Genomic DNA, 24,220 nt, shown 5'->3' on the forward strand with positions numbered 1-24,220 from the left:
CAGGTTCCTGGTTGTAAAAACCAATAAAGATAGGTAAGCACAGCCGAAGTAAGACCGTTAAAAATCAATAAATATCTACATATGAAATCGCTTAAATTCCTTTTAGTCTTTTTAGTCATTAGCGCATGCAATCAAAAAGTGACCTGGGATCAAATCCCAAATCTTAATGGCTATTGGGAAATAGAAAAAGTAACCTTCCCCGATGGTTCGGAAAAAAAGTATACCGTAAACACCAGCATAGATTATATTGAATTAAATGACAAACAAGGGTTTCGAAAAAAAGTACAACCCACACTATCAGGAACCTACGACACCTCCGATGATGCGGAAGCCTTTACCCTCTTGGAAAAAGGCGACAATATCGGTATGTACTATAAAAACGAACTGAGTGAATGGGAAGAAGAAATCACCACTATAGGCCAGAATAGCTTTAGTGTTACCAATAAGGAACAAATCACCTATCACTACAAAAGATTTGAACCTATTAATCTCGAATAATTATGGCGAAAAGAAAAAATACCAACCTTAATATGGGCGAAGCTTTAAAAGAATTCATTTCGGAGAATAGACTCCAAAAAGGAATGGATCGGGTGAATGCCCGTGAAGCATGGAAACAAATGATGGGCAATGGTGTAAACAATTATACTACGGCCATTGAGCTGCGTAACGACACCCTTTTTGTATCCCTTTCCTCTTCTGTTCTACGAGAAGAACTAAGCCATGGGAAATCGAAAATCATAAAAATGTTGAATGAAGAAATGGGCCGCAATCTTATAACGAAAATTGTACTGCGATAAACACATGACAAGTTCGAACAAAAAAAGCCGACACATGGTCGGCTTTTTTTGTTTATCTAATATATATTTCTTAGAATATTTCCCTTCCAGCAAAATGAAAAGCACCTTCCAATGCCGCATTTTCGTCGCTATCAGAACCGTGAACGGCATTTTCTCCAATAGAGGTTGCATATAGTTTCCGAATTGTACCTTCGGCAGCATCTGCTGGGTTAGTAGCACCGATCAAGGCACGAAAATCCTCAACGGCATTATCCTTTTCTAGAATAGCAGCTACAATAGGTCCACTGCTCATAAAGTCTACCAACTCACCAAAAAATGGGCGTTCATTGTGTACTGCATAAAACTCCTGAGCGTCTCTTTTGCTCAATTGAGTATATTTCATTGCAACAATCTTAAAACCGGCAGAGGTAATTTTGTCCAAAATGCCACCTATATGTCCGTTTTTTACGGCATCTGGCTTTATCATGGTAAATGTTCTATTTGTACTCATTTCTTTAGAATTTTGCGCAAAAATACATTTTATTATTCAACTTGCAATAACAAAAAATTGGCATAACCTACATTACCGAAGCCTTACTATACTCCTAACTATTGTTCTTAGGGAATTGGGAGTAAGCACCCCTAACAACAATTCTGTATTCCCTATAAAACATCAAACAGACAATATCAACTAAAAAAAAACGTTCAAACCACTGATTCACAGGATAGAAATACCCATATCAAAATAATGAATCAGGATATTTGCATATATTTATAAATTGTATCTTTGCCCCCATGAATTTAGAAATAAGTAAAGCAATTAACACGCTTCTTGGAGAACCCCAGCGTATTGTAATAATCCCACATAAAAATCCCGACGGTGATGCTGTAGGATCCACCTTGGCCTTATGGCACTATTTAAATGATATGGGGCAGGACGCAACGGTAATTGCACCCAATGATTATCCGAAATTTTTAAAATGGCTACCAAAAAACGAGCAGATAATCAACTTTGAAAAAGAGGCTGCAACGGCTAAGGAATTAATCACAAATGCCACGGTTATTTTCACCTTGGACTTCAATCATCTGGGAAGGATTGGTCAGTTGCAACCCCTATTAGAAGAGGCCTCAGCCACCTTTGTGATGATAGACCATCACCAAGAGCCTTCCGATTATGCCAAAATCATGTACTCAGATGTTAGTATGAGCTCAACATGTGAAATGGTATACAACCTAATAGAGGGCCTAAACGGTATAAACCGTATTACCCCAGAAATTGCTATTTGTCTTTACACTGGTATAATGACCGATACCGGTTCTTTTAAATTTGCCTCCACTACCAGCAGAACACATATTGTGGTCGCTAAATTGATAGAGAAAGGAGCTAACAACACCAAAGCACATAGTAAAGTCTACGATACCAACACCCCAAGCCGATTACATCTTTTAGGCTGCGCCCTAAAAAACATGGTGATTTTGGAAGAGTTTTGCACTGCTTACATCACCTTATCCCAAGAAGAGTTGGATAATTACGATTTTAAAAAGGGGGATACTGAAGGATTCGTTAACTACGGACTTACCCTAGACGGAATTATATTTGCGGTAATCTTTATTGAAAATAAAGAAGAAGGCATAATCAAGATTTCACTTCGATCTGAAGGGGATTTCTCAGTAAATGAATTTGCAAGGGCCCATTTTAACGGAGGAGGTCATAATAATGCCTCTGGTGGTAGAAGCGAGCTGAGTCTTGAGGAAACTACCGAGTATTTCACCTCTTTATTGCCCTCCTATAAAGACCAACTAAACTCATGAGAACATTTTATTTTTTGCTCTTGCTCACCCTGTTTAGCCAATGTGGTGTTCCGGAAGCCCGAAGACCGGTCAAGGTCAAAACTGGAAGTATCCTAAAAGCATCTGTAGCGCGCAATAAAGCATTGCTAAGCAAAGAAGAGAAGCAAATTCAGGAAATCATTACCATTGACAGCGACAATAGCTATTTTTCTAGCGGTGGCGGCACATGGTATTACTATATCAACAAAAACGACGACAGCAACTACACCCCTCAACCAGACGATCTCGTTACCTTACATTACAATATTATAAGCTTGGATAACGACACCATTTATACCCAGCAGGAAATTGGGACCATTACCTATAAAGTGGACAAAGAGCAGCTTTTCCCTGGATTAAGAAATAGCGTAAAGCTTTTAAAGGAACAAGAAAGCGCCACATTCTTAATACCCTCCTCCCTAGCCTATGGGTATCATGGGGACAAAAATAAAATTGGAACCAACGTTCCGATTAAAACCACAATTACTATTTTAAAAATCGATAAAAACCAAAATTAAAACTACAAAAGATGAGAAGAGCGTATTTTCTATTACTAATAGTATCCATAGCGGTATCTAGTTGCAAATCTAGCAAGCACGCCGAGTTGGGCGATGGTATTTTTGCTGATATCACTACCAATAAAGGGGAGATAATCCTTAAATTGGAATATGAAAAAACCCCCTTGACCGTTGCCAACTTTATTTCCCTTGCCGAAGGGAAAAGTCCATTTGTTAGCGACAGTCTAAAAGGTAAAAAATACTATGATGGCATTATATTTCACCGCGTAATAAAGGATTTTATGATTCAAAGTGGAGATCCAACAGGTACTGGAAGTGGAAATCCAGGTTACAAGTTTAAGGATGAAATTAATGATTCCCTGAGGCACAATAAGGCAGGGATCCTTTCCATGGCCAATGCAGGACCCATTACCAACGGAAGCCAGTTTTTTATCACTCATAAAGAGACTCCCTTTTTGGACGGAAAACACACCGTATTCGGAAATGTAGTAGCAGGGATGGATGTGGTAGACTCCATTGCCAATGTACAGACAGCAGAAGCAGACAGACCAGTTACGGAAGTTGTAATGAATTCAGTAGAAATTATCAGGAACGGAAAAGAAGCCAGAAAATTTGATGCCGTAAAGGTGATGAGCGATTATTTTGCGCAGGAAGAGGAAAGGATTAAGGCCAAGGAAAAAATGATTAGCGATATGGTAGCCGAGTTTTCTCAGGGTGAACCCGAAGCTAAGGAACTTCCTTCTGGATTAAAAATTCTCACCTTAAAAGAAGGTGAAGGCGAAAAGCCAAAAATAGGACAAAAAGTGAATGTGTTTTATGCAGGCTACCTGTCCGATGGTTCCTTGTTTGACAGCAACTACGAAGAGGTAGCTACCAAATACGGTGTCTTTAATCCTGCAAGAAAGCAAGGCGGAGGTTACGCAGCTATCCCAATGGACTACAGTACCGAGGCTAGATTGATTGCTGGTTTTAAGGAAGGTTTACTGGAGATGAAGGTAGGCGACAAGGTACGCTTATTTATTCCTTCACATTTGGGCTACGGCGAAGCTGGAGCAGGAAACGTTATCCCACCAAATGCAGAACTCGTATTTGATTTGGAAATTACTGAAATAGCTAGGTAAGGAATATACTACTATTATTAAACCGCCACTTTTAGAAAGCCTTAACCCGGCATTCTATAAGTGGCGGTTATTTTTTGTGTTGCGATCACATCGCTTTGGCAATTGCTAAATGGCATAAAGTAGTTCGGAAATGAAATACTCCATTACCAGTTTTGAGGTTTCAGTTTTACAGTAGCTTTTAGGATGTCTTTTTGGGAAATTTGTCCAATCAATTTACCATTTTCAACAATGGGAAAACGTCTTCGTTTTTCATTTAAAAACTTATTGGCCGCATCAAATATATTCATGTTGCCATCAATGGTTTCCACATTCTTTATCATATGCCCCTCCACACTCATATTGGAACTAGGCATATTGTGGTATCTATTTTCACTGATATGTTTTATACAGTCCCCTTCGGAGATAATGCCGACTAACTCGTAATTTTCATTTACCACGGGACCCCCAGAAATTTTGTATTTCAATAGCGCTACAATAACCTCCTCTACAGATTGATCGGGCCTAAAGGTAATTAGATCCCTAGTCATATAGTCGCACACCCGTAACAGCACTACCTCATTGGGTTGCTCGCTCCTAGGTCCCTGAAAACTTTTGATTCCCATATCCGTAGCGGTTTAAACGTTCCCTGTAATATAACGAAATTTAAGATTCAATCCTAAAAAAAATAACATCGTTTAAAGAATAGCCTTGTTTCTAGGCCGTTACTTGGTATCCGAAACCTATATTTCGCAACCAAAAAATTAGGAGGTAGGAATGCTTTCCAAAATATGCAATGTATACTTCCAAAATTTCTGCACCGATGAGATACTTGCTCTTTCATCAGGAGAATGGGCACCTAATATGGTAGGACCAAAACTAATCATATCTACCTCGGGATAATTTTGGCCTAAAATACCACATTCCAATCCTGCATGGCAGGCTACCACATTGGGTTGTTCCTTGAACAATTCTACATATTTGGATTGCAATACTTTTAAAATATCCGAATCTGGATTTGGATTCCATCCAGGATAATCGCCACTCAGCACCACCTCATACCCGGCACTTTCAAAAACCGATTGCAGGGAGCTCGCCAACTCTTTTTTACCCTCTTCTACCGATGACCTGGTAAGGCACGCAATTTTAAGGCCTCCCCCTTTAACCTCAACTCTAGCAATATTATTGGAAGTCTCCACTAGACCCTCCATGGAAGCACTCATGGCAAATACCCCATTATGAGCCGCTTCCAAAGCTTGCAACAAGCTCTTTTGAGCTTTGGCTTCCATTACCTTTGCAGGCATTTCGGTAGGTTGTGCCGCTATTTTTAAACCGGGATCTGTTGTGAAAAACTCCTTTTTAACAGCTTGTCCCCAATCCGAAATATCTTGTGCAAATGCCTTTACATTAGAGCCTGAAACGGTTACCAATGCCGTACTTTCCCTTGGAATGGCATTTCTTAATCCACCTCCATTAATTTCAGCAATCTTTAAATTATATTGATCCGACGCCTTCACAAGTAGGGCGTTCATAAGCTTGTTGGCATTGCCCAACCCCTTATGTATTTCCATTCCGCTATGGCCGCCGCTCAACCCTTTTACCGAGATCAAAAATGCCCCTGAATCTTGAGTGCTATTTTCCTCCCTATAGTTTCCTTTGGCAGTAACATCAATTCCCCCGGCACATCCTATGTCTATTTCATCATCTTCTTCCGTGTCCAGATTCAATAGAATAGCCCCTTCCAGCAATCCTCCTTTTAAGCCTTTAGCTCCCGTCATACCGGTCTCCTCATCAATAGTAAAAAGTGCTTCCAGAGCGGGGTGTGGAATGTCCTTACTTTCTAAAATAGCCATAATCGTTGCCACTCCCAAACCATTATCTGCTCCTAGAGTAGTGCCTTTGGCCCTAACCCAATCCCCATCAACATACATTTGTATTCCTTGGGTATCAAAATCGAATTCCGTATCGTTGTTTTTCTGATGCACCATGTCCAGGTGGGATTGTAGGATAACCGTCTTGCGATCTTCCATTCCCTTAGTGGCAGGTTTTTTTATGATGACGTTGCCCACCTCATCCACAATGGTTTTTAATCCAAGATTTTTTCCGAAATCCATCATAAACTCAATTACTCGCTCTTCCTTTTTGGATGGCCTAGGCACTGCATTAAGATCTGCAAATTTGTTCCATACCCTTTTGGGTTCCAATTCCCGTATTTCTTTTCCCATAGCTATAAATCTAGGCCCCAAAAATACAGATAGAAAAACAACTATGCGAGAATATTGGTTAATTTTGGGTGGATGAAGCAAAATATTAAAAACCTCATCGCCATTTCGCTCCTACCTCAAATAATCTTGGTAAAATGGCTGGGGAATTATCCTGAGTTCGTAGAAAAATATTACAGCAAAGGAATATACCCCATAATATCCGGATTTTGGCGAAGCCTTTTGGGATGGATACCATTTTCCATTGGCGACATCCTCTACGCCCTATTAATCCTTATTGCCATTGGATATCTAATCGTTAATCGTATTGGAATTCTAAAAAAACCTTTGTTTTTCTTAAGGGATATTGTAATGGTAGCTTCTGTGGCCTATTTCAGTTTTCATATTTTATGGGGATTTAATTACTATAGGGAACCTTTGGCCAAAACCTTAGAATTAAAGGATAAGCACAGCGAACAGGATCTGGTGGATTTTGTAGACCAGCTAATAGCAAAAACCAATGCTGCCCAGTTTCAGATTACTGGGGATACTACCAAGATGGTCAATATTCCATACAGCAAAAAGGAGATTTTTAATATTACAATCGATGGATATCGATCTTTAGGAAAACAACTTCCTTTATTCACCTATCACAAACCCAGTATAAAAATATCTCTTTTTAGCACCCCGCTCACTTATATGGGATACGGTGGCTATTTAAATCCGTTTACCAATGAGGCCCAAGCAAACGGACGGTTACCAAATTTTAGGTTCCCCATTATAAGCGGACATGAAATTGGGCATCAACTGGGCTATTCTGCAGAAAACGAAACCAACTTTATTGGGTATCTGGTAACCGTAAAAAATAAAGACCCCTATTTTAAATACGCAGCCTATGCCTATGCACTGAGCTATTGTTTAAATGACCTCGCAATTAGAGATCGAAAAATTTTCGATACCGCCTATAAAAAATTAAATCCGGGAGTGATTAAAAATTACCAAGAGGTCTCCGATTTTTGGAAAGCACATGAAAATCCGATGGAACCCATTTTTAAATCAATTTTCAACTCCTTTTTAAAAGCCAATAACCAAACCAAAGGAATTAAAAGCTATCATGCCGTTGTTTCCCTTTTGGTTAACTATTATCAAGTAAATCCACTATAACCGAGAAGTATTGGGTCACAACCTCCAATAGCGGTAGGGATATAAATTTGAAAACCTGATTTTTAAACCATCACTTTTAAATGTTAAAAAAACCTTAACGATTTACTCAATCCTCAGGGATAAGCTATTTTTAAATCCACTAATAAAACTAATACCCTATACTATGAAAATGCGCTTTTTTGCACTCGCCACCTTGTGGTGTGGAATTTCTATGTTTGCACAGGATTACTTTCCAAAAAACGACGGTGTTAAAGCAGACAACAACAATTACACAGCCTTGACCAATGCTAAAATCTATATTACACCCACCAATGTGTTGGATAAGGCTACCTTACTTATTCTAAATGGAAAAGTGGTGCAGGCCGGCAAATCGGTTACCCTACCAAAGAATACCGTATCCATAGATCTGGACGGAAAATTTATTTACCCTTCCTTTATCGATATATATAGTGATTTTGGGATAGAAAAACCCAAAAGCTCTTCCAGTGGAAGGCGTACAGCCCAATATGAACCTTCAAGAGAAGGGTTTTACTGGAACGACCATATTATGCCAGAAAACAATGCTATTGGTGTATTTAAATACGACGACAAACAAGCAGAAGAATTGCGAAAAGTTGGCTTTGGCACCGTAAATACCCATATTCAGGATGGTATTGCCCGCGGTACAGGGGCGCTAATTGCGCTAAACGGCAAGGGTAGCGATGCAGACCGGATATTGGACGACAAATCTGCTCAATATTTTTCGTTAACCAAGAGCGTAGCGCAACAACAATCCTACCCTAGCTCCTTAATGGGCTCACTGGCTTTATTAAGGCAAATGTACTACGACGCGGATTGGTATGCCAAGGGCAATGTAGAAACCAAAGATCGATCCTTGGAATCCTTGATCGCCAATAAAAACCTAGTCCAGATTTTTGAGGCCGGGGACAAGGGTAATGTGTTGCGGGCCGACAAAATAGGTGACACCTTTAACATCCCTTATGTAATCTTGGCTGGAGGCAACGAATTTGAAAACATTTCCGATATCAAGGCTACCAATGCCAGTTTAATAGTACCCATCAATTTCCCAAAGGCCTATGACGTATCTAATCCTTTCCAAGCTGAATTTGTAAGCTTAAAAGATATGCGATTTTGGAATCAGGCTCCTTCCAATCCCAAAGCACTGGAAGACAACAAAATCACTTTCAGCCTTACCTTACACGATCTAAAAACTCCTGCAGAATTTAAAGGCAAATTAGCCACAGCCATAGAATACGGTCTTTCCAAAACAAAGGCGCTAGAGGCACTAACTACGGTACCTGCAGCCATTCTAGGGAAATCCGCTGAGATTGGAACATTACAATCTGGTAGTCAGGCCAATTTTCTAATTACCTCTGGGGATATTTTCGACAAGGGCACCGTATTGTATGAAAATTGGGTACAGGGACAGCAACATATCATTAACGATAAGGAACTTAAGGATATTAGGGGCGACTATGAACTTAGCGCCGGTGGCAACACTTACAACCTCTCTATTAGCGGTGAGCCCGCAAAACCCAAATCTGAAATTAAGGAAGGTGATGAAAAACGCAGCTCCAATTTAAGCTACGATAACAATTGGATGGCGCTTACTTTTCACAGCAAGGTGGGAGATGAAATATATAGGATGACTGGAAAAGTAGACCCAGCTTCGGATAAACTATCCGGAAAACTATTACTGCCCAACGGCACCGAATCTACCTTCACAGCAACCAAGACCTCGGCTTTTTCAGAAAAAGAAAAAGAAGATAAACAAGACAAAAAACCTCTGATACAACCCGTCGCCTACCCCAATGTGGGCTACGGCTATGCCAATAAGCCGAAGCAGGAATCCATTTTGTTTAAAAACGCTACGGTATGGACCAGTGAGGATTCAGGAATTTTGGAGTCCACAGATGTACTGATCAAAAATGGAAAAATCTCCAAAATTGGGAAAAACCTTACTACTGGTGGCGCCACAGTAATAGACGCAACGGGAAAACACCTAACGGCCGGAATAATAGACGAGCATACCCATATTGCATTACTATCGGTTAACGAAGGGGGGCAGAATTCCTCAGCAGAAGTGAAAATGGAAGATGTTATAGACCCAGAACACATAGGGATCTATCGTAATCTAGCAGGTGGGGTTACCTCCGCACAGCTATTGCACGGTTCTGCAAATCCCATTGGCGGGAGATCGGCAATCATTAAATTAAAATGGGGAGCCAGTGCAGCGGATATGATTTATGACAACTCGCCCAAATTTATAAAATTTGCCTTAGGTGAAAATGTAAAACAATCCAACTGGAACAGTTTTAGCAGATTCCCACAAAGTAGAATGGGAGTAGAACAAATGTTCATCAATTACTTTCAGCGCGCCAAAGAGTACGATCTCAAGAAAAAAAGCGGTCAAGCCTATAGGGTAGACGAAGAAATGGAAACTCTGGCAGAAATCTTAAACGGGGAGCGATTCATTAGCTGTCACTCTTATGTACAAAGTGAAATAAATATGCTCATGAAAGTTGCCGAAAAATTCGATTTTAGAATAAATACCTTCACGCATATTTTAGAAGGTTATAAGGTGGCCGATAAAATGAAGGCGCATGGGGTAGGTGCTTCCACCTTTAGTGATTGGTGGGCGTACAAATATGAGGTTAACCATGCCATCCCCTACAATGCGGCAATTATGCAGCAGCAAGGAATTACTGTAGCCCTTAACAGTGATGATGCGGAAATGTCCAGAAGACTTAACCAAGAAGCGGCAAAGACAATAAAATATGGCGGTATGACCGAGTTAGAAGCATGGAAAATGGTTACTATAAACCCAGCAAAACTCTTACATATAGATCAGAAGGTAGGCAGTATAAAGGAAGGGAAAGACGCAGATGTTGTTTTATGGAGTCATAACCCTTTGTCCGTGTACTCCAAAGCCGAGAAAACCCTAATAGATGGAGCTGTATATTTTGATTTGGAAAAAGACAAACAACAACGCAAAGCCATCAGAGTCGAAAAAGCGCAGCTAATCAACCTAATGTTAAAGGAAAAGGATAAGGGCAGTGCTACCCAAGAACCTAAAAAGAGCAATAAAGAAGAATTTCATTGTGACAGCCTTTAAAAATCTATACAAGATGAAAAAATTAAAGATTACTATAGCCATTGCACTACTAATGTGCACATATCAAAATTTTGCCCAGCAAACACCGGCATCCGAACAAAAAACGGGCATCTCCATAGAGGGAGCAGTTGCGCATTTGGGAAATGGGGAGGTTATTGAAAACTCCCTTATAATGTTTGAAAATGGCAAACTTACTTTTGTAGGTAATGCCAATACCAAAATCGCTAGGACCGGTACGATCATAGACGCCAAGGGAAAACATGTTTATCCCGGATTTATCATAAGCTGTTCTTCCTTGGGATTGGTAGAGGTAGATGCTGTACGGGCCACTAACGACAAGGCCGAAATAGGGGAAATAATTCCACATGTAAGAAGTCTGATCGCTTATAATGCCGAATCTAAAGTAGTAGAAAGCATGCGGCCCAACGGAGTACTTCTAGGGCAAATATCTCCAAAAGGCGGCACTATTTCCGGCACCTCTTCCATTATGCAATTCGATGCCTGGAACTGGGAAGACGCTGCCGTTAAAGTAGATGACGGCATCCATATGAAATGGCCCAACAGCTTTAAGCAGGGCCGCTGGTGGATGGGTGAAGACCGGGGTTACAAACCCAACAAGGACTACAGTGAGGAAACGGCAAAAATAGAAAGCTTCCTTAAAAATGCCGAGGCCTATGGCAAAAGCACAGCTAAGGAGAACAATCCGGCTTATGCTGCAACTCAAGGATTGTTCCAGGGCACTCAAAAATTGTATGTATCTGCCGATGGGGAAAAAGAAATATTGGATGCCATTACCCTTATAAAAAACCTCGGGGTAAAACATGTTGTTTTGGTAGGCGGATACGACGCCCATAAAATCACTGATTTCCTTAAAAAGCATCAGATCCCTGTTTTAGTAAGGGCACCCCACAATTTGCCGGAATTTGAAGATGACGATTACGACCTACCCTATAAACTACCTAAACTGTTAGCAGATGCCGGCCTTTTAGTGGCTTTACAGAATATGGACGAGTCGAACTTCCAGAATAGAAACCTCCCCTTTTATGCCGGCCAATTGGTACAACAAGGCATGTCTCCTGAAGAAGCCTTGGAATTGATCACCTCCAATCCGGCCAAAATTTTGGGTATAGACCAAGACTACGGATCTTTGGAAGTAGGCAAAAGTGCTACCCTATTTATTTCTGAGGGTGATGCGCTTGATATGCGCACCAATCAGTTGACGCGTGCCTTTATCGATGGAAGGGACATTTCATTGGAAACACACCAGACCGTACTTTGGAAAAGGTATATGGGGAAATATGAGGGCAAATAGGGCATTGACATAAAATCAATAAAAAGGGGTTGGAACAGTTTAATATTTCCAACCCTTTTTATTTAAAAAAACTAGTGTTAAGCCATAGTGTAATAGCGATTTGCTATTTTGGTTTAAATAGACAATATATACGTCTCAGGTACTCTGGTCATAAAATATTCAATGGCACCCATTAGAGGTTGTACTGAGCATTTTAATTGGAGTGGATAAAAATGAGTGAATTTCGCGAACTACAAGAGCACATCAAGCTACTGATTTAGGTATGCTAAGTCCGACCAATAGCTTAATTTTGTTCCAATGAGCTATATTAAGGAAATAAACAGCGTTAATAACCCATTGGTAAGGCAAACGCTTGTATTAATGGAAAAATCGCGGGAGCGAAAGAAAAAAGGACTTTTCATAATTGAGGGAATCAAAGAATTGGAACTGGCTATAAAGGGTGGTTATGCCCTAAAGACCCTTTTTTATTATCCCGAATTAATCTCATATGACACCCTCTTGGAGTACTTGAAAGGGGTTGAAGACCCACCTGAATTGGTATCCATTTCCAAGGGAGTTTTTCAAAAAATTGCGTATCGGGATAGCACTGGAGGCATCATAGCCATTGCAAAAACCAAAGAGCACGCATTGGACCACCTTAAAATATCAAGTAAAAATCCATTGATTTTAGTTGCGGAAGCCCCTGAAAAACCAGGAAATATTGGGGCGCTACTGAGGACTTCGGATGCAGCAGGATTAGATGCAGTCATTATTACCAATGCCAAAAGCGATCTCTATAATCCCAATATCATACGTTCCAGTGTAGGCTGCTTATTCACCACCAACATCGGGATGGGCACCACGGAAGAAGTAATACGATACCTAAAGAATAATAACATTACCATCAACTGCGCGGCATTGACCGCCTCCAAAGAGTACACCTCTGTAGATTTCACCCAACCCACTGCTATAGTGGTAGGCACTGAAGCTACCGGATTATCGGAGGAATGGTTACAAGAGTCCGACCAAAATATAATTATACCCATGCAGGGGGAAATAGACTCCATGAATGTTTCCGTCTCCGCTGCAATACTTATCTTTGAGGCTATAAGACAACGTAAACCATAAGATATGGAATACAAATCAGGACGCTAATATATTGTTACACTAATTCTCCCAACTCTAAATGAACGCTAATTTCCTTTTCTATATAATTATCGCCATTTTAATAATCCAGTTTTCCATTGACAGGGTATTGGAATATTTGAATGCTAAACGTTATAACGATATCATCCCAAAAGAACTGGACGATGTGTTCGATAAAAAGGAGTATAAAAAATCCCAGGAATACAAAAAAGTCAATTATAAGTTTGGATGGATTACCGCCACTTTCTCCATCGTGATAACTTTGTCGTTCTTAATATTTGGAGGATTTGAATGGATAGATTCCATGGCCAGAAGCATTAGCACAAACCCAATCCTTAACGCCCTAATCTTTTTTGGAATCATAATGATCGGCAATGACATTCTCACTACTCCATTTTCCTATTACAAAACTTTTGTTATCGAAGAAAAATTTGGTTTTAACAGGAGCACCAAAAAATTGTTTTGGATAGATAAGGTTAAGGGGTGGTTAATGACCATTGTGCTGGGGGGTGTTATTTTGGCTTTGATCATCTGGTTTTTTGAATGGTCGGGAACCAACTTTTGGATTTACACATGGGCCTTGGTGGCAGCAGTTTCCCTATTTATGAACTTGTTTTACAGCAGACTTATTGTCCCCATTTTCAATAAACAGACCCCATTAGACAATGGTAGTCTTAAAAACATGATCGAGGACTACGCCAATAAAGTTGGATTTGAGATAAAAAATATTTTCGTGATCGATGGCTCCAAAAGGTCTACCAAGGCAAATGCCTATTTTTCTGGCTTTGGAAAGGAAAAACGGATAACACTGTTTGACACCTTAGTAAACGATTTGGAAGAGGAGGAAATTGTAGCGGTTTTGGCCCATGAGGTAGGCCATTACAAACGCAAACATATTATTTACAACATCTCAATCTCCATATTATTGACTGGTTTAACGCTCTTTATTCTCTCTATTTTTATAAATAATCCAGAGGTATCCTTTGCTATAGGCGTTTCCCAACCAAGTTTTCATGCGGCACTAATCGGTTTCGGAATTTTATACAGTCCTATTTCAGAAATCACTGGCCTAGTCATGAACTTTATGTCCAGAGCTTTTGAATATCAGGCGGACAATTATGCGAAAAATACTTTTGCTTCTAAGCCATTGATCAGTTCCTTAAAAAAATTATCCAAGAATAGTCTGAGTAATCTTACACCGCATCCCGCCTATGTTTTTATGCATTACTCCCATCCTCCGTTAATTGCAAGGATTAGGAACTTAAAGGCATAATTTTTGTTGTCTTTTACGCTAGTTAATGTTAATTTTAAAATATGATGACCGAAGCTGCATTAGAAAAGGAAAACAAGGACATTGCAAAGCAATACAAGGAATTGCTTCGCATAAGCTATCAGACCCTTACCGATGAGGATAAGAAATTGATACGCTCTGCCTTCGACGTTGCCGTGGACGCTCATAAAAACCAAAGGAGAAAATCTGGAGAAGCCTATATATTCCACCCCATAGCAGTTGCCAAAATTGTTGCCTCAGAAATCGGTTTGGATGCTGTATCCATTGCCTCTGCCCTACTACACGACGTGGTGGAGGACACGGAGTATTCCCTGGTAGATATAGAACGGATGTTTGGGGAGACTGTGGCTCGTATTGTAGATGGTCTTACGAAAATTGCGCACCTAAAAAAGGATATGAATATATCCCAACAGGCAGAGAATTTTAGGAAAATGCTCTTAACCCTCAATGATGATGTTAGGGTCATCATCATAAAAATTGCAGATCGTTACCACAATATGCTCACAATGGATTCTATGCCAGAGCACAAACAGGTAAAGATTGCATCCGAAACCTTATACATTTACGCCCCATTGGCCCACAGAATAGGCCTCTACAATATTAAGACCGAACTGGAAGACCTTAACCTAAAATACACCGAACCAGAGGTTTATAATGACATCTTAAGTAAAATAGAAGAATCAAAAGAGGATCAAAAGGCCTATATCGATGCATTTTCGGAGACCATAAGCAACTCTTTGGACAAGGAAAATCTAAAGTATAGCATAAAGGGCCGGATGAAATCTATTTTCTCCATTCGTCGTAAAATGAAGGTCCAAAACGTAACCTTTGATGAGATTTACGATAAGTTTGCCCTGAGGATCATATATCAATCGGACAAGCAAAACGAAAAATTCATCGCTTGGAAAATCTATTCCATCGTAACTGATCACTACACCCCAAACCCAATACGATTGCGCGACTGGATTTCCTCACCAAAATCTACCGGATATGAAGCTTTGCATATTACTGTAATGGGTCCAAAAGGTAGGTGGGTCGAGGTACAGATCCGAAGCGAAAGGATGCACGAGATTGCTGAAAAGGGATATGCCGCACACTTTAAATACAAACATGGCGATCAAAAAGAACAAGGTATTGAGGATTGGCTAAACAAACTTCAGGAAGCATTGGAAAATGCAAATGCCAATGCAGTTGACTTTGTTGAGGAGTTTAAGTTAAATCTATATTCCAAAGAAATCTATGTTTTTACACCAAAAGGAGAATTAAAATCACTTCCCAAAGGGGCCACTCCCTTAGATTTCGCATTTAACATACATACCGAAGTAGGGATGCACACCAGAGGTGCCAAAGTAAATGGCAAATTGGTGCCTTTAAACACCACTTTGAATAGTGGGGATCAGGTAGATATCATTACCTCGGATACCGCATTCCCAAATCAAAGTTGGCTAGACTATGCCACCACGGCCAGAGCCCGGTCGAAAATTAAATCATCTCTGAGAGAAGAAAAGAAAGTTGCCGCATTAGACGGGAGGGAGATTTTAAGAAGAAAATTAAAAACCCAGAAAATTAGTCTCAACGAGGATACTATTAATAAAATGGTGATCTTTTTTAAGCTAAAGACGAGCTTGGATCTTTTCTATAGGGTGGCTATAGGGGTCATAGATAATCAGATGATCAAGGATTTTGCTGCATCTTACAGCAATGCCTTTATCAGCTTCTTCAAGAATAAAATAAGGAGAACTCCTGCACCTACTGATATCCATAAAGATGAGATAACCATTAAGTATGACACCCTTGTATTTGGGAAGGAGGAAGATAAGCTAGAGTATAAACTTTCCCAGTGCTGTAATCCAATACCAGGGGATGAAGTTTTTGGATTTGTCAGTGTTAATGAAGGTATAAAGGTGCATAAAAAAAATTGTCCCAATGCCATTTCCCTACAATCCAATTATGCCTATCGGATCATATCGGCGAAATGGATAGACTCCTCCCATGAGGAATTTACCGTCGAAATAATGCTGACGGGAATAGACAACCTGGGCTTGATTAGCAAAATTACTGAACTTATCTCGGGGAATTTACACGTAAATATGCGAAATTTGAACTTTAGCACTGACGGAGGTACATTTACGGGTAGAATTACACTGGTAGTAAAAAATAATGCGATCCTAAAAAAAGTTATAGAAAAACTAAAGCAGATCAACGGGATCGATAAAGTAACCAGAATTTAAATTTTAACTGTACATTTGTACTTAAATGCAGGGTACATTGCTATGGGGGATAATAAAAATCAAGAAATTGTAAAAAGTGTATTCACCGCTTTTCTAGAAGGTAACGGACATAGGAAGACACCTGAACGTTACGCAATTCTACATGAAATCTATAAAAGCGAGGATCATTTTGATATAGAGTCGCTCTACATCAAAATGAAAAACAAGAACTATAGGGTCAGTAGGGCTACTTTATACAACACCATAGAACTTTTATTGGAATCCAAATTGGTAAGGAAGCATCAATTCGGAAAGAACCAGGCCCAATATGAAAAATCTTATTTTGATAGGCAACACGATCATGTAATATTAACGGACACAGGGGAAGTGATGGAGTTTTGTGATCCCCGTATCCAAATTATAAAAAAGACCATAGAGGAAGTTTTCAATATTAAGATCAACACTCATTCCCTCTATTTCTATGGAACCCGTAACACAGAAGAGAACACAAATAATTAATCCAATTACATAAAGAATGGCAGTAGATTTACTACTTGGACTCCAATGGGGAGACGAAGGGAAAGGAAAAATAGTTGATGTTTTAACCAAAAACTACGATATTATTGCACGTTTCCAAGGCGGCCCTAATGCAGGACATACGTTGGAATTTGATGGTATTAAACATGTTTTGCACACCATACCTTCCGGGATTTTTCATAAAACCGCGATCAATATCGTTGGCAATGGCGTGGTCATCGATCCCGTTATTTTTAAGAAGGAGTTAGACAATTTAAAGAAGTTTAACCTAGACATTAAGTCGAAACTTCTAATTTCGAGAAAAGCCCATCTTATTTTGCCCACCCACCGCTTATTGGATGCCGCTTCAGAAACCTCTAAAGGAAAGGCTAAGATTGGTTCTACCCTAAAGGGGATTGGTCCTACTTATATGGATAAGACTGGAAGAAACGGGATGCGCGTAGGGGACTTGGAGTTTCCCAACTGGAAAGAGAAATACAGAGCATTGGCCAACAAACACGAGGCCATGATTGCGTTCTATAATGTAGAAATACAATATGATCTAAAGGAATTGGAGACCGATTTCTTCCTAGCTGTGGAAGAATTAAAGAAACTTACCTTTATAGATAGCGAGGAGTATATTTTTAAGGCTTATAAGGAAGGTAAAAAGATTTTGGCAGAAGGGGCTCAAGGGTCCTTGTTGGATATCGATTTTGGTACCTATCCGTTTGTAACTTCCTCCAATACAACTGCTGCTGGGGCTTGTACCGGTCTTGGTGTGGCACCAAATAAAATAAAAGAGGTATTTGGGATATTTAAGGCGTACACCACTAGAGTAGGTAGCGGTCCCTTCCCCACAGAACTTTTTGATGCCGATGGGGAAACCATGGGTCGCGTTGGTAAGGAATTCGGAGCTACTACAGGGAGACCAAGACGTTGCGGTTGGTTAGATCTGATCGCATTAAAATATGCCGTAGAAATAAATGGGGTAACGGAATTGATAATGATGAAGGCGGATGTCCTAAGCGGATTTGAGACCTTAAAAGTATGTACCGCCTACAACTACAAGGGAACCCAAATAACACATTTACCCTACAGTATAGAACCGGAATACGTAACTCCAGTATATACCGAAATGAAAGGCTGGGCAAAAGACCTTACAAAAATGAGCAAGGCCGATGAACTTCCGGACGCCTTACTAGATTACATATTATTTTTGGAAAAAGAATTGGAAGTACCCATTAAGATCGTATCTGTTGGGCCCGATAGAACACAAACCATATACCGATAAAAAAAAAGCCATCCTAGTGATGGCTTTTTACATATAGCACTTTACTAAAACTATCCCAAACAATATTATCCTCGTCTAAAATATACTATTTTTGATCAAAATTTTAATGATTTGCACAAACTAGTATTCCTATTATTTGCATTTTCCATCATTTGGAATAGCCAAGCGCAGCAACCGCCGTCGGAAAGCAAAATGATAAATATTGTTTATGGCGCCAACTTTACCAAGGATGAGGAGAGGTATCCAGGTGCTGCAATATTTAGCAAAGACGAACAACAAGTACAATTTGAACACGAAGGGGCAGATCTATGGTGCGACCTTGCCATTTATTATCAAAAGGAGAACAGACTTAAGGCCATAGGCAATATTAGGTTACAACAGGGAGATTCGGTTCAATTAACAAGTGGTCGAATAGATTATAACGGCGACACAAACCTCGCCAAAGCCTGGGAGAATGTAATCCTAAACCATACCGGGATGACCCTAACCACGGACACTCTAAGGTTTGATAGGGCGAATCAGGAGGCCTATTATAAGGATTATGGCACTATTGTAGATTCTACCAATACACTTACCAGTAAAATTGGACGTTATTTTACCCAGTTAAAAAAATCCCAGTTCTTGGACAGTGTTAACCTCACCAATCCAGAGTTCCAGTTGGTATCCAAACAACTGGATTATTATACCGAAACTAAAAACGCCTATTTATACGGCCCTTCCACCATTACCGGTGAGGGCTATAAAATATATTGCGAACGTGGTTTTTACGATACCAATATAGAAAGTGGATATGGCATAAAAAACACGAGAATAGATTACAATAACCGGATCATACACGGGGATAGTGTCTTTTTTGACAAAAACACAGAATTTGCATCGGCAACCAATAACATTGTTATTAAGGATACCATCAACAATGGATTGATACGCGCCCATTACGCAGAGGTTTTCAAAGCAAAAGACTCCGTTTTCGCCACTAAAAGGGCAGTTTCCATCAATCTTGTAGAGCAAGACTCCCTATACATGCACGGAGACACCCTAATGATTACTGGTAAACCGGAACAACGTATTTTAAGGGCTTTTAGAAATGCTAAATTCTACAAGACGGATTTAAGTGGAAAATGCGATTCTATTCATTTCGACCAAAGAACAGGGGTTACCCAACTTATTACAAGCCCCATTATTTGGAACGGCGAGAATCAGATGACCGGAGACAGCATCCATCTGCTCTCCAACTTAGAAACAGAAAAGCTTGATTCTTTAAAAGTAATCAATAATGCCTTTATAATTTCGTTGGACAGTATTAGCAAAGTAGGTTATAATCAAGCAAAAGGCAAGGACCTCTTTGGCCAATTTATAGACAACAAGTTGAGCATCATCGACCTAGTAAAGAATACGGAAGTAATTTACTATATGTACAATGATGATCAAGATCTTATAGGGATAAATAAAACCATTTGCAGTGCCATACGGATGACTATGGCCGAAAATCAAATAGAGGACATCACTTTTATCACCAATCCGGATGGCGATATTTTCCCCGAAAAAGACCTTCCAGATAACAGTAGAAAGTTAAAGGGATTTATCTGGCGCGGGGAAGAGCGGATCTTAAGTAAGGACGATATCTTTGACGAAGATGACAACAATATCAAACTAGTAGTTATACAAGGGGTGAACAACCCCATAGATACCGATATTGAAGCTTCGGAAGCCATAGAGCAGGAAAGACAACGCGATTCCATTAGCACCACAACAACGGTGGCACCACCCCTTTCTCTAAAACCTATAACGAAATTAATAGCACTAGATACCATAAAAAAAGATTCCACAGTAGCAGAAATCAAAGTTGAAGGTCGCTATGAAGAAGGGAAGAGAGAAGAAGGTCTAATCCCTGGCTATTACCTAATTGCCAAAGATTTCAAAACTAAGGAAGATTACGAAAGTTTTATGCTGCGTTTAAAGGAACAAGGCTTGGAGCCAAGATACTTCCACCGTAAGTTAACCAATTCCTATTATGTCTATTTAGATCGGTACGATACTTTGGATGAAGCGAATAGATCCAAAAACAACCATTTTGATGGTCGTTATAAAGAGGCTAGTATTTGGATATTTAGGGTTTTAGACAATTAACAACTAGCATGAAAGAGGATTTTCTTAAATATCAGGCACAAACTTCCCCTCACCCATTGGCTTTGGAAATCTCTCATGCCAAGGGAAGCTATATCTATGACACTCAAGGCAAAGCTCATTTAGATTTTGTCGCCGGGGTTTCCGCCTGTAGTCTGGGCCATTGTCATCCTAGGGTGGTAAGCGCCATCCAAGATCAGACGGAAAAATATATGCATGTTATGGTCTATGGAGAGTATATCCAGCAACCTGCAGTACAGTATACCAAACTTTTGGCAGCACACCTTCCAGCTCCATTGGAAACTACTTATTTGGTGAATTCTGGAACGGAAGCCATGGAGGGGGCATTAAAGTTGGCACGAAGAACCACGGGACGGAGTCAAATAATCTCCGCTAAATGGGCATATCATGGCAATACTATGGGTAGCCTAAGTATTATGGGCTATGAAGAACGCAAAAGTGCTTTTCGGCCCCTTATCCCCGATGTTGGTTTCATTCAATTTAACAAGGAAGAAGACGCACTGAAAATCACAGATAAAACGGCTGCTGTGGTGCTAGAGACCATCCAAGGTGGCGCGGGTTTTATCCTGCCTGAAAATGACTATTTAAAAAAAATAAGGGACCGCTGTACCGCCGTTGGCGCCATGCTCATCTTAGACGAGATACAGCCAGGATTTGGACGTACCGGAAAACTTTTTGCCTTTGAACATTTTAATTGTATTCCCGATATTTTGGTCCTTGGAAAAGGAATGGCCGGCGGCATGCCCGTTGGGGCCTTTGTGGCATCTCAAAAAATGATGCTGTCATTGCAAGATCAACCAAAGCTAGGCCATATTACCACTTTTGGGGGAAATCCTGTTATTGCAGCAGCTTGTTTGGCAACGCTACAAGAATTGACCGAAACATCCCTAATACCGGAGACCTTGGAAAAAGAAATGCTTTTTAGGTCGCTATTGGTACACCCCCTTATAAAAGAGATACGGGGAAAAGGACTAATGCTGGCCATAATTATGGAAAATGCAGAAGTTGTAAATGAATTGATATTGTCATGCAGCAAGAACGGACTTATACTTTTCTGGTTACTTTTTGAATCCAAAGCGGTACGTATATCCCCTCCATTGACCATCTCAAAAGCTGAAATTAGTCTAGGCTGCAACATCATCCTAGACGTATTAAATAAGACAAAACAATAATTTGTTAACTAATTTGTTAATAATATAGATAAATCCAACGGGATTCTAGTAGTGTAAAGACTATTTTAGTTCCAAATGAATAACGAGAAGTTCCTATGGCGTTAGAACCAAACGAAAGATCAGGGCATCCCATTGCTAAGTTTGAATCCATGCTGAAGACTGATGACATCTACTTCTTTGATGCAGAGGACTTTCAGGATATTATTCACCACTATTTAAACAATGGAAAGATAGCTTTGGCCAAAAAGGCCATAAAAATAGGCTTGCAACAACACCCCGATAATGTGGAGCTGAAATTGCTTTCCATAGAGGTGATGGTTTTTGAAAACAATCTAGAGCAGGCAGAGGTCATGCTCGATGAGCTTCAGATTATTGATAGTAGTAACGAGGAAATCTATATTCAACGGGCCAATATTTACTCTAAAAAAGACAATCATGAGGCAGCGGTTTCCTTATTGCACCATGCGCTGAATCTTACGGACGACAGTTTTGATATTCACTCCTTATTGGGAATGGAGTATTTGTTTATGGACAATTTTGACGAGGCCAAAAAGAATTTTATGATGTGCGTATCGTTCGATGAACAGGATTATTCTTCCCTGTACAACGTTATCTACTGCTTTGAGTTTTTGGAAGATTATGACGGTGCCATTATATATTTAAACGATTATTTGGAACGCAACCCCTATAGCGAAGTGGCATGGCATCAACTGGGTAAAATGTATTTCCCGAAAAAGATGTATCAGGAGGCTCTTGCGGCTTTTGATTTTGCTATCATTTCTGACGACACCTTTATAGGGGCCTATTATGAAAAAGGAAAAGTACTCGAAAAAATAGGCCGGTATGCAGAGGCTATTGAGAATTATGAGATTACAATTGCAATAGAAGACCCTACTTCTCATGCCTACCTTAGGATAGGCAGGTGTTACGAGAAATTAAACGAGGAAGAACAAGCGAAATCCTACTACTATCGCACCGTTCACGAAGACCCTATGTTAGATAAGGGATGGCTGGCCATTACTGGGTATTACTTTAGGCAAAAAAATTATGAAAAAGCCCTTCACTACATCAATAAGGCCATTAATATTGATGGTGAAAATGCCAAATACTGGAAAAAATGCGCCAGGATACACGCTTCGTTAAACCAAAATGATGAGGCCTACTACGCCTACAAACAAGCGGTAGATCTTGGGAATTACGAATTTGACACCTGGTTTCATTGGGCCGACGTTGCCGTACAAAATTTAGATGTGAATTCTGCCATCGAAATACTCCTCCAAGGACATGAATTTTATCCACTACGGTGCGAGATGCAATATAAAATGGCGGGATATTACCTATTGATTAGCGATTATCCAAGGGCACAATACCGCCTGATCAACGCTTTAAAAATTGATATAGAAAAACTACATTTATTTAAGGACGAGTTTCCTCAATTCTACAATACCGAATGGGTTACAAACTTAATTGACGATGTGAAAAAGGCTTCCAGATAATTACACTATTTTTGTCGTTTTATCATTTATGGAAAATCGCAATCTTTTCAATTACCTTATCATTACTTTAAAAGGAATGGCTATGGGCGCCGCAGACGTGGTGCCTGGGGTTTCAGGAGGTACTATCGCATTTATATCCGGTATATACGAAGAATTGATCACCAGTATCAACAATGTTAATCCATCGCTCTTAAAGATCTGGAGAAGAGAAGGATTTAAGGCGTTCTGGATTAAATTGAACGGTAGTTTTTTATTATCCCTTTTACTTGGAATAGCCATTAGTATACTTTCCTTGGCGAAATTCATTAGCTGGCTACTAGAGAACCAACCTATTCCTTTATGGTCTTTTTTCTTTGGCCTAGTGGTCGCTAGTATTTTTTTCGTAGGAAAAGAAATAAAAAAATGGACATTGGCCACAGTCCTTATGTTGATCTTCGGAGCTGCCATCGCCTATTATGTAACCACGCTCCCCCCTTCTGAAAATATTGACTCCCTCCCCTATTTATTTTTTTCTGGTGCACTAGCCATTTGTGCCATGATACTGCCAGGTATTTCGGGAGCTTTTATCCTTGTACTATTAGGATCGTATAAAACGATTTTGGATGCGGTACATGAGCGCGACATAAAAATTGTACTCACCGTTGGCTTAGGCGCTATATTTGGACTTTTGAGTTTTGCCAAGCTTTTAAAATGGATGTTTACCCACTACAAAAATATAACCTTGGCCTTATTGACTGGGTTTATTATAGGCTCCTTAAACAAGATATGGCCTTGGAAGGAAGTTTTGGAATCCAAACTGTTCGGCGACAAGCTCATTGTATTAAAGGAGCAAAATATCTCCCCCTATTCCTTTGATGGCGACCCACAAATTATATATGCCATTCTCCTAGCTATCAGTGGTTTTTCTCTTATTTTTATATTGGAAAAATTGGCCACTAAAAAGTAAATAGCAATCCTT

At 39.9% G+C, this 24,220-nt stretch carries 20 protein-coding genes; 17 read left to right on the forward strand and 3 right to left on the reverse strand.

Going from position 1 to position 24,220, the window contains the following annotated elements:
• Window positions 1-81 precede the first annotated feature (81 nt).
• Together KCTC52924_RS01195 and KCTC52924_RS01200 are read left to right on the forward strand one after the other, a co-directional pair.
• Window positions 82-498: a lipocalin family protein gene (locus KCTC52924_RS01195; RefSeq protein ID WP_251808584.1), complete on the forward strand. Its 417-nt coding sequence runs from the start codon at window positions 82-84 to the stop codon at window positions 496-498.
• Between the two features lie 2 nt (window positions 499-500).
• On the forward strand, window positions 501-797 hold the full coding sequence (locus tag KCTC52924_RS01200) for a DUF721 domain-containing protein (RefSeq protein WP_251808583.1): 297 nt from the start codon (window positions 501-503) through the stop codon (window positions 795-797).
• A gap of 70 nt (window positions 798-867) precedes the next feature.
• On the opposite strand, the gene KCTC52924_RS01205 is transcribed toward KCTC52924_RS01200, so the two are convergent.
• A complete protein-coding gene (locus KCTC52924_RS01205; RefSeq protein ID WP_251808582.1) occupies window positions 868-1,287 on the reverse strand; it encodes a nucleoside-diphosphate kinase in 420 nt (139 codons plus the stop codon).
• A gap of 284 nt (window positions 1,288-1,571) precedes the next feature.
• Here KCTC52924_RS01205 and KCTC52924_RS01210 point away from each other — a divergent pair, with 284 nt between their 5' ends.
• The 3 genes from KCTC52924_RS01210 to KCTC52924_RS01220 are packed head-to-tail and all read left to right on the forward strand — an operon-like array spanning window position 1,572 to window position 4,245.
• Complete coding sequence (locus tag KCTC52924_RS01210; RefSeq protein ID WP_251808581.1) at window positions 1,572-2,588, forward strand: bifunctional oligoribonuclease/PAP phosphatase NrnA; 1,017 nt, start codon at window positions 1,572-1,574, stop codon at window positions 2,586-2,588.
• On the forward strand, window positions 2,585-3,124 hold the full coding sequence (gene gldI / locus KCTC52924_RS01215) for a gliding motility-associated peptidyl-prolyl isomerase GldI (RefSeq protein WP_251808580.1): 540 nt from the start codon (window positions 2,585-2,587) through the stop codon (window positions 3,122-3,124). Before KCTC52924_RS01210 ends, gldI begins: the two co-directional genes overlap by 4 nt.
• 11 nt (window positions 3,125-3,135) lie before the next feature.
• Window positions 3,136-4,245: a peptidylprolyl isomerase gene (locus tag KCTC52924_RS01220; protein WP_251808579.1), complete on the forward strand. Its 1,110-nt coding sequence runs from the start codon at window positions 3,136-3,138 to the stop codon at window positions 4,243-4,245.
• Window positions 4,246-4,388: 143 nt separating this feature from the next.
• Here the strand turns inward: KCTC52924_RS01220 and KCTC52924_RS01225 are convergent, their stop codons facing one another.
• Complete coding sequence (locus KCTC52924_RS01225) at window positions 4,389-4,847, reverse strand: CBS domain-containing protein (protein ID WP_251808578.1); 459 nt, start codon at window positions 4,845-4,847, stop codon at window positions 4,389-4,391.
• 138 nt (window positions 4,848-4,985) lie between these two features.
• Window positions 4,986-6,446 carry an aminoacyl-histidine dipeptidase gene (locus KCTC52924_RS01230; protein ID WP_251808577.1) on the reverse strand — a complete coding sequence of 487 codons (1,461 nt, stop codon included), beginning with the start codon at window positions 6,444-6,446 and terminating at the stop codon, window positions 4,986-4,988.
• A 72-nt stretch (window positions 6,447-6,518) separates the two neighbouring features.
• Between KCTC52924_RS01230 and KCTC52924_RS01235 the strand changes: the two genes are divergently transcribed.
• The 12 genes from KCTC52924_RS01235 (at window position 6,519) to KCTC52924_RS01290 (ending at window position 24,208) form a co-directional block, all read left to right on the forward strand.
• Window positions 6,519-7,586 carry a DUF3810 domain-containing protein gene (locus KCTC52924_RS01235; protein WP_251808576.1) on the forward strand — a complete coding sequence of 356 codons (1,068 nt, stop codon included), beginning with the start codon at window positions 6,519-6,521 and terminating at the stop codon, window positions 7,584-7,586.
• Window positions 7,587-7,749: 163 nt separating this feature from the next.
• Entirely contained in the window at window positions 7,750-10,701 is a 2,952-nt protein-coding gene (locus KCTC52924_RS01240; RefSeq protein ID WP_251808575.1) for an amidohydrolase family protein, read from the forward strand.
• Window positions 10,702-10,714: 13 nt separating this feature from the next.
• Complete coding sequence (locus tag KCTC52924_RS01245; protein WP_251808574.1) at window positions 10,715-12,013, forward strand: amidohydrolase family protein; 1,299 nt, start codon at window positions 10,715-10,717, stop codon at window positions 12,011-12,013.
• A gap of 297 nt (window positions 12,014-12,310) precedes the next feature.
• A complete protein-coding gene (locus KCTC52924_RS01250; RefSeq protein WP_251808573.1) occupies window positions 12,311-13,120 on the forward strand; it encodes an RNA methyltransferase in 810 nt (269 codons plus the stop codon).
• Window positions 13,121-13,178: 58 nt separating this feature from the next.
• Entirely contained in the window at window positions 13,179-14,411 is a 1,233-nt protein-coding gene (locus KCTC52924_RS01255; protein WP_251808572.1) for a M48 family metallopeptidase, read from the forward strand.
• Between the two features lie 44 nt (window positions 14,412-14,455).
• Window positions 14,456-16,660: a bifunctional (p)ppGpp synthetase/guanosine-3',5'-bis(diphosphate) 3'-pyrophosphohydrolase gene (locus tag KCTC52924_RS01260; RefSeq protein WP_370671536.1), complete on the forward strand. Its 2,205-nt coding sequence runs from the start codon at window positions 14,456-14,458 to the stop codon at window positions 16,658-16,660.
• Window positions 16,661-16,702: 42 nt separating this feature from the next.
• Complete coding sequence (locus tag KCTC52924_RS01265; RefSeq protein WP_251808571.1) at window positions 16,703-17,158, forward strand: Fur family transcriptional regulator; 456 nt, start codon at window positions 16,703-16,705, stop codon at window positions 17,156-17,158.
• Window positions 17,159-17,174: 16 nt separating this feature from the next.
• Window positions 17,175-18,446 (forward strand): adenylosuccinate synthase, encoded by a 1,272-nt coding sequence (locus KCTC52924_RS01270; RefSeq protein WP_251808570.1) that lies wholly within the window; start codon window positions 17,175-17,177, stop codon window positions 18,444-18,446.
• A gap of 192 nt (window positions 18,447-18,638) precedes the next feature.
• Window positions 18,639-20,576 carry an OstA-like protein gene (locus KCTC52924_RS01275; RefSeq protein ID WP_370671537.1) on the forward strand — a complete coding sequence of 646 codons (1,938 nt, stop codon included), beginning with the start codon at window positions 18,639-18,641 and terminating at the stop codon, window positions 20,574-20,576.
• Window positions 20,577-20,584: 8 nt separating this feature from the next.
• Window positions 20,585-21,766, forward strand: a complete 1,182-nt coding sequence (locus KCTC52924_RS01280) for an aspartate aminotransferase family protein (RefSeq protein WP_251808569.1) — start codon at window positions 20,585-20,587, stop codon at window positions 21,764-21,766.
• 95 nt (window positions 21,767-21,861) lie between these two features.
• Complete coding sequence (locus KCTC52924_RS01285) at window positions 21,862-23,262, forward strand: tetratricopeptide repeat protein (protein WP_251808568.1); 1,401 nt, start codon at window positions 21,862-21,864, stop codon at window positions 23,260-23,262.
• Between the two features lie 28 nt (window positions 23,263-23,290).
• The gene (locus KCTC52924_RS01290) at window positions 23,291-24,208 is read left to right on the forward strand and encodes a DUF368 domain-containing protein (RefSeq protein WP_251808567.1); all 918 of its coding nucleotides are present in this window, start codon (window positions 23,291-23,293) and stop codon (window positions 24,206-24,208) included.
• Window positions 24,209-24,220 lie beyond the last annotated feature (12 nt).

It is taken from the genome of Arenibacter antarcticus (assembly GCF_041320605.1).
GTDB classification, from domain to species: domain Bacteria; phylum Bacteroidota; class Bacteroidia; order Flavobacteriales; family Flavobacteriaceae; genus Arenibacter; species Arenibacter antarcticus.

What these genes read in the sequence shown, in the direction of transcription:
- KCTC52924_RS01195 (WP_251808584.1), top strand. Translation starts at nt 82, where the DNA reads ATGAAATCGCTTAAATTCCTTTTAGTCTTTTTAGTCATTAGCGCATGC.
- KCTC52924_RS01200 (WP_251808583.1), top strand. Translation starts at nt 501, where the DNA reads ATGGCGAAAAGAAAAAATACCAACCTTAATATGGGCGAAGCTTTAAAA.
- KCTC52924_RS01205 (WP_251808582.1), bottom strand. Translation starts at nt 1,287, where the DNA reads ATGAGTACAAATAGAACATTTACCATGATAAAGCCAGATGCCGTAAAA.
- KCTC52924_RS01210 (WP_251808581.1), top strand. Translation starts at nt 1,572, where the DNA reads ATGAATTTAGAAATAAGTAAAGCAATTAACACGCTTCTTGGAGAACCC.
- gldI (WP_251808580.1), top strand. Translation starts at nt 2,585, where the DNA reads ATGAGAACATTTTATTTTTTGCTCTTGCTCACCCTGTTTAGCCAATGT.
- KCTC52924_RS01220 (WP_251808579.1), top strand. Translation starts at nt 3,136, where the DNA reads ATGAGAAGAGCGTATTTTCTATTACTAATAGTATCCATAGCGGTATCT.
- KCTC52924_RS01225 (WP_251808578.1), bottom strand. Translation starts at nt 4,847, where the DNA reads ATGGGAATCAAAAGTTTTCAGGGACCTAGGAGCGAGCAACCCAATGAG.
- KCTC52924_RS01230 (WP_251808577.1), bottom strand. Translation starts at nt 6,446, where the DNA reads ATGGGAAAAGAAATACGGGAATTGGAACCCAAAAGGGTATGGAACAAA.
- KCTC52924_RS01235 (WP_251808576.1), top strand. Translation starts at nt 6,519, where the DNA reads ATGAAGCAAAATATTAAAAACCTCATCGCCATTTCGCTCCTACCTCAA.
- KCTC52924_RS01240 (WP_251808575.1), top strand. Translation starts at nt 7,750, where the DNA reads ATGAAAATGCGCTTTTTTGCACTCGCCACCTTGTGGTGTGGAATTTCT.
- KCTC52924_RS01245 (WP_251808574.1), top strand. Translation starts at nt 10,715, where the DNA reads ATGAAAAAATTAAAGATTACTATAGCCATTGCACTACTAATGTGCACA.
- KCTC52924_RS01250 (WP_251808573.1), top strand. Translation starts at nt 12,311, where the DNA reads ATGAGCTATATTAAGGAAATAAACAGCGTTAATAACCCATTGGTAAGG.
- KCTC52924_RS01255 (WP_251808572.1), top strand. Translation starts at nt 13,179, where the DNA reads ATGAACGCTAATTTCCTTTTCTATATAATTATCGCCATTTTAATAATC.
- KCTC52924_RS01260 (WP_370671536.1), top strand. Translation starts at nt 14,456, where the DNA reads ATGACCGAAGCTGCATTAGAAAAGGAAAACAAGGACATTGCAAAGCAA.
- KCTC52924_RS01265 (WP_251808571.1), top strand. Translation starts at nt 16,703, where the DNA reads ATGGGGGATAATAAAAATCAAGAAATTGTAAAAAGTGTATTCACCGCT.
- KCTC52924_RS01270 (WP_251808570.1), top strand. Translation starts at nt 17,175, where the DNA reads ATGGCAGTAGATTTACTACTTGGACTCCAATGGGGAGACGAAGGGAAA.
- KCTC52924_RS01275 (WP_370671537.1), top strand. Translation starts at nt 18,639, where the DNA reads ATGATAAATATTGTTTATGGCGCCAACTTTACCAAGGATGAGGAGAGG.
- KCTC52924_RS01280 (WP_251808569.1), top strand. Translation starts at nt 20,585, where the DNA reads ATGAAAGAGGATTTTCTTAAATATCAGGCACAAACTTCCCCTCACCCA.
- KCTC52924_RS01285 (WP_251808568.1), top strand. Translation starts at nt 21,862, where the DNA reads ATGGCGTTAGAACCAAACGAAAGATCAGGGCATCCCATTGCTAAGTTT.
- KCTC52924_RS01290 (WP_251808567.1), top strand. Translation starts at nt 23,291, where the DNA reads ATGGAAAATCGCAATCTTTTCAATTACCTTATCATTACTTTAAAAGGA.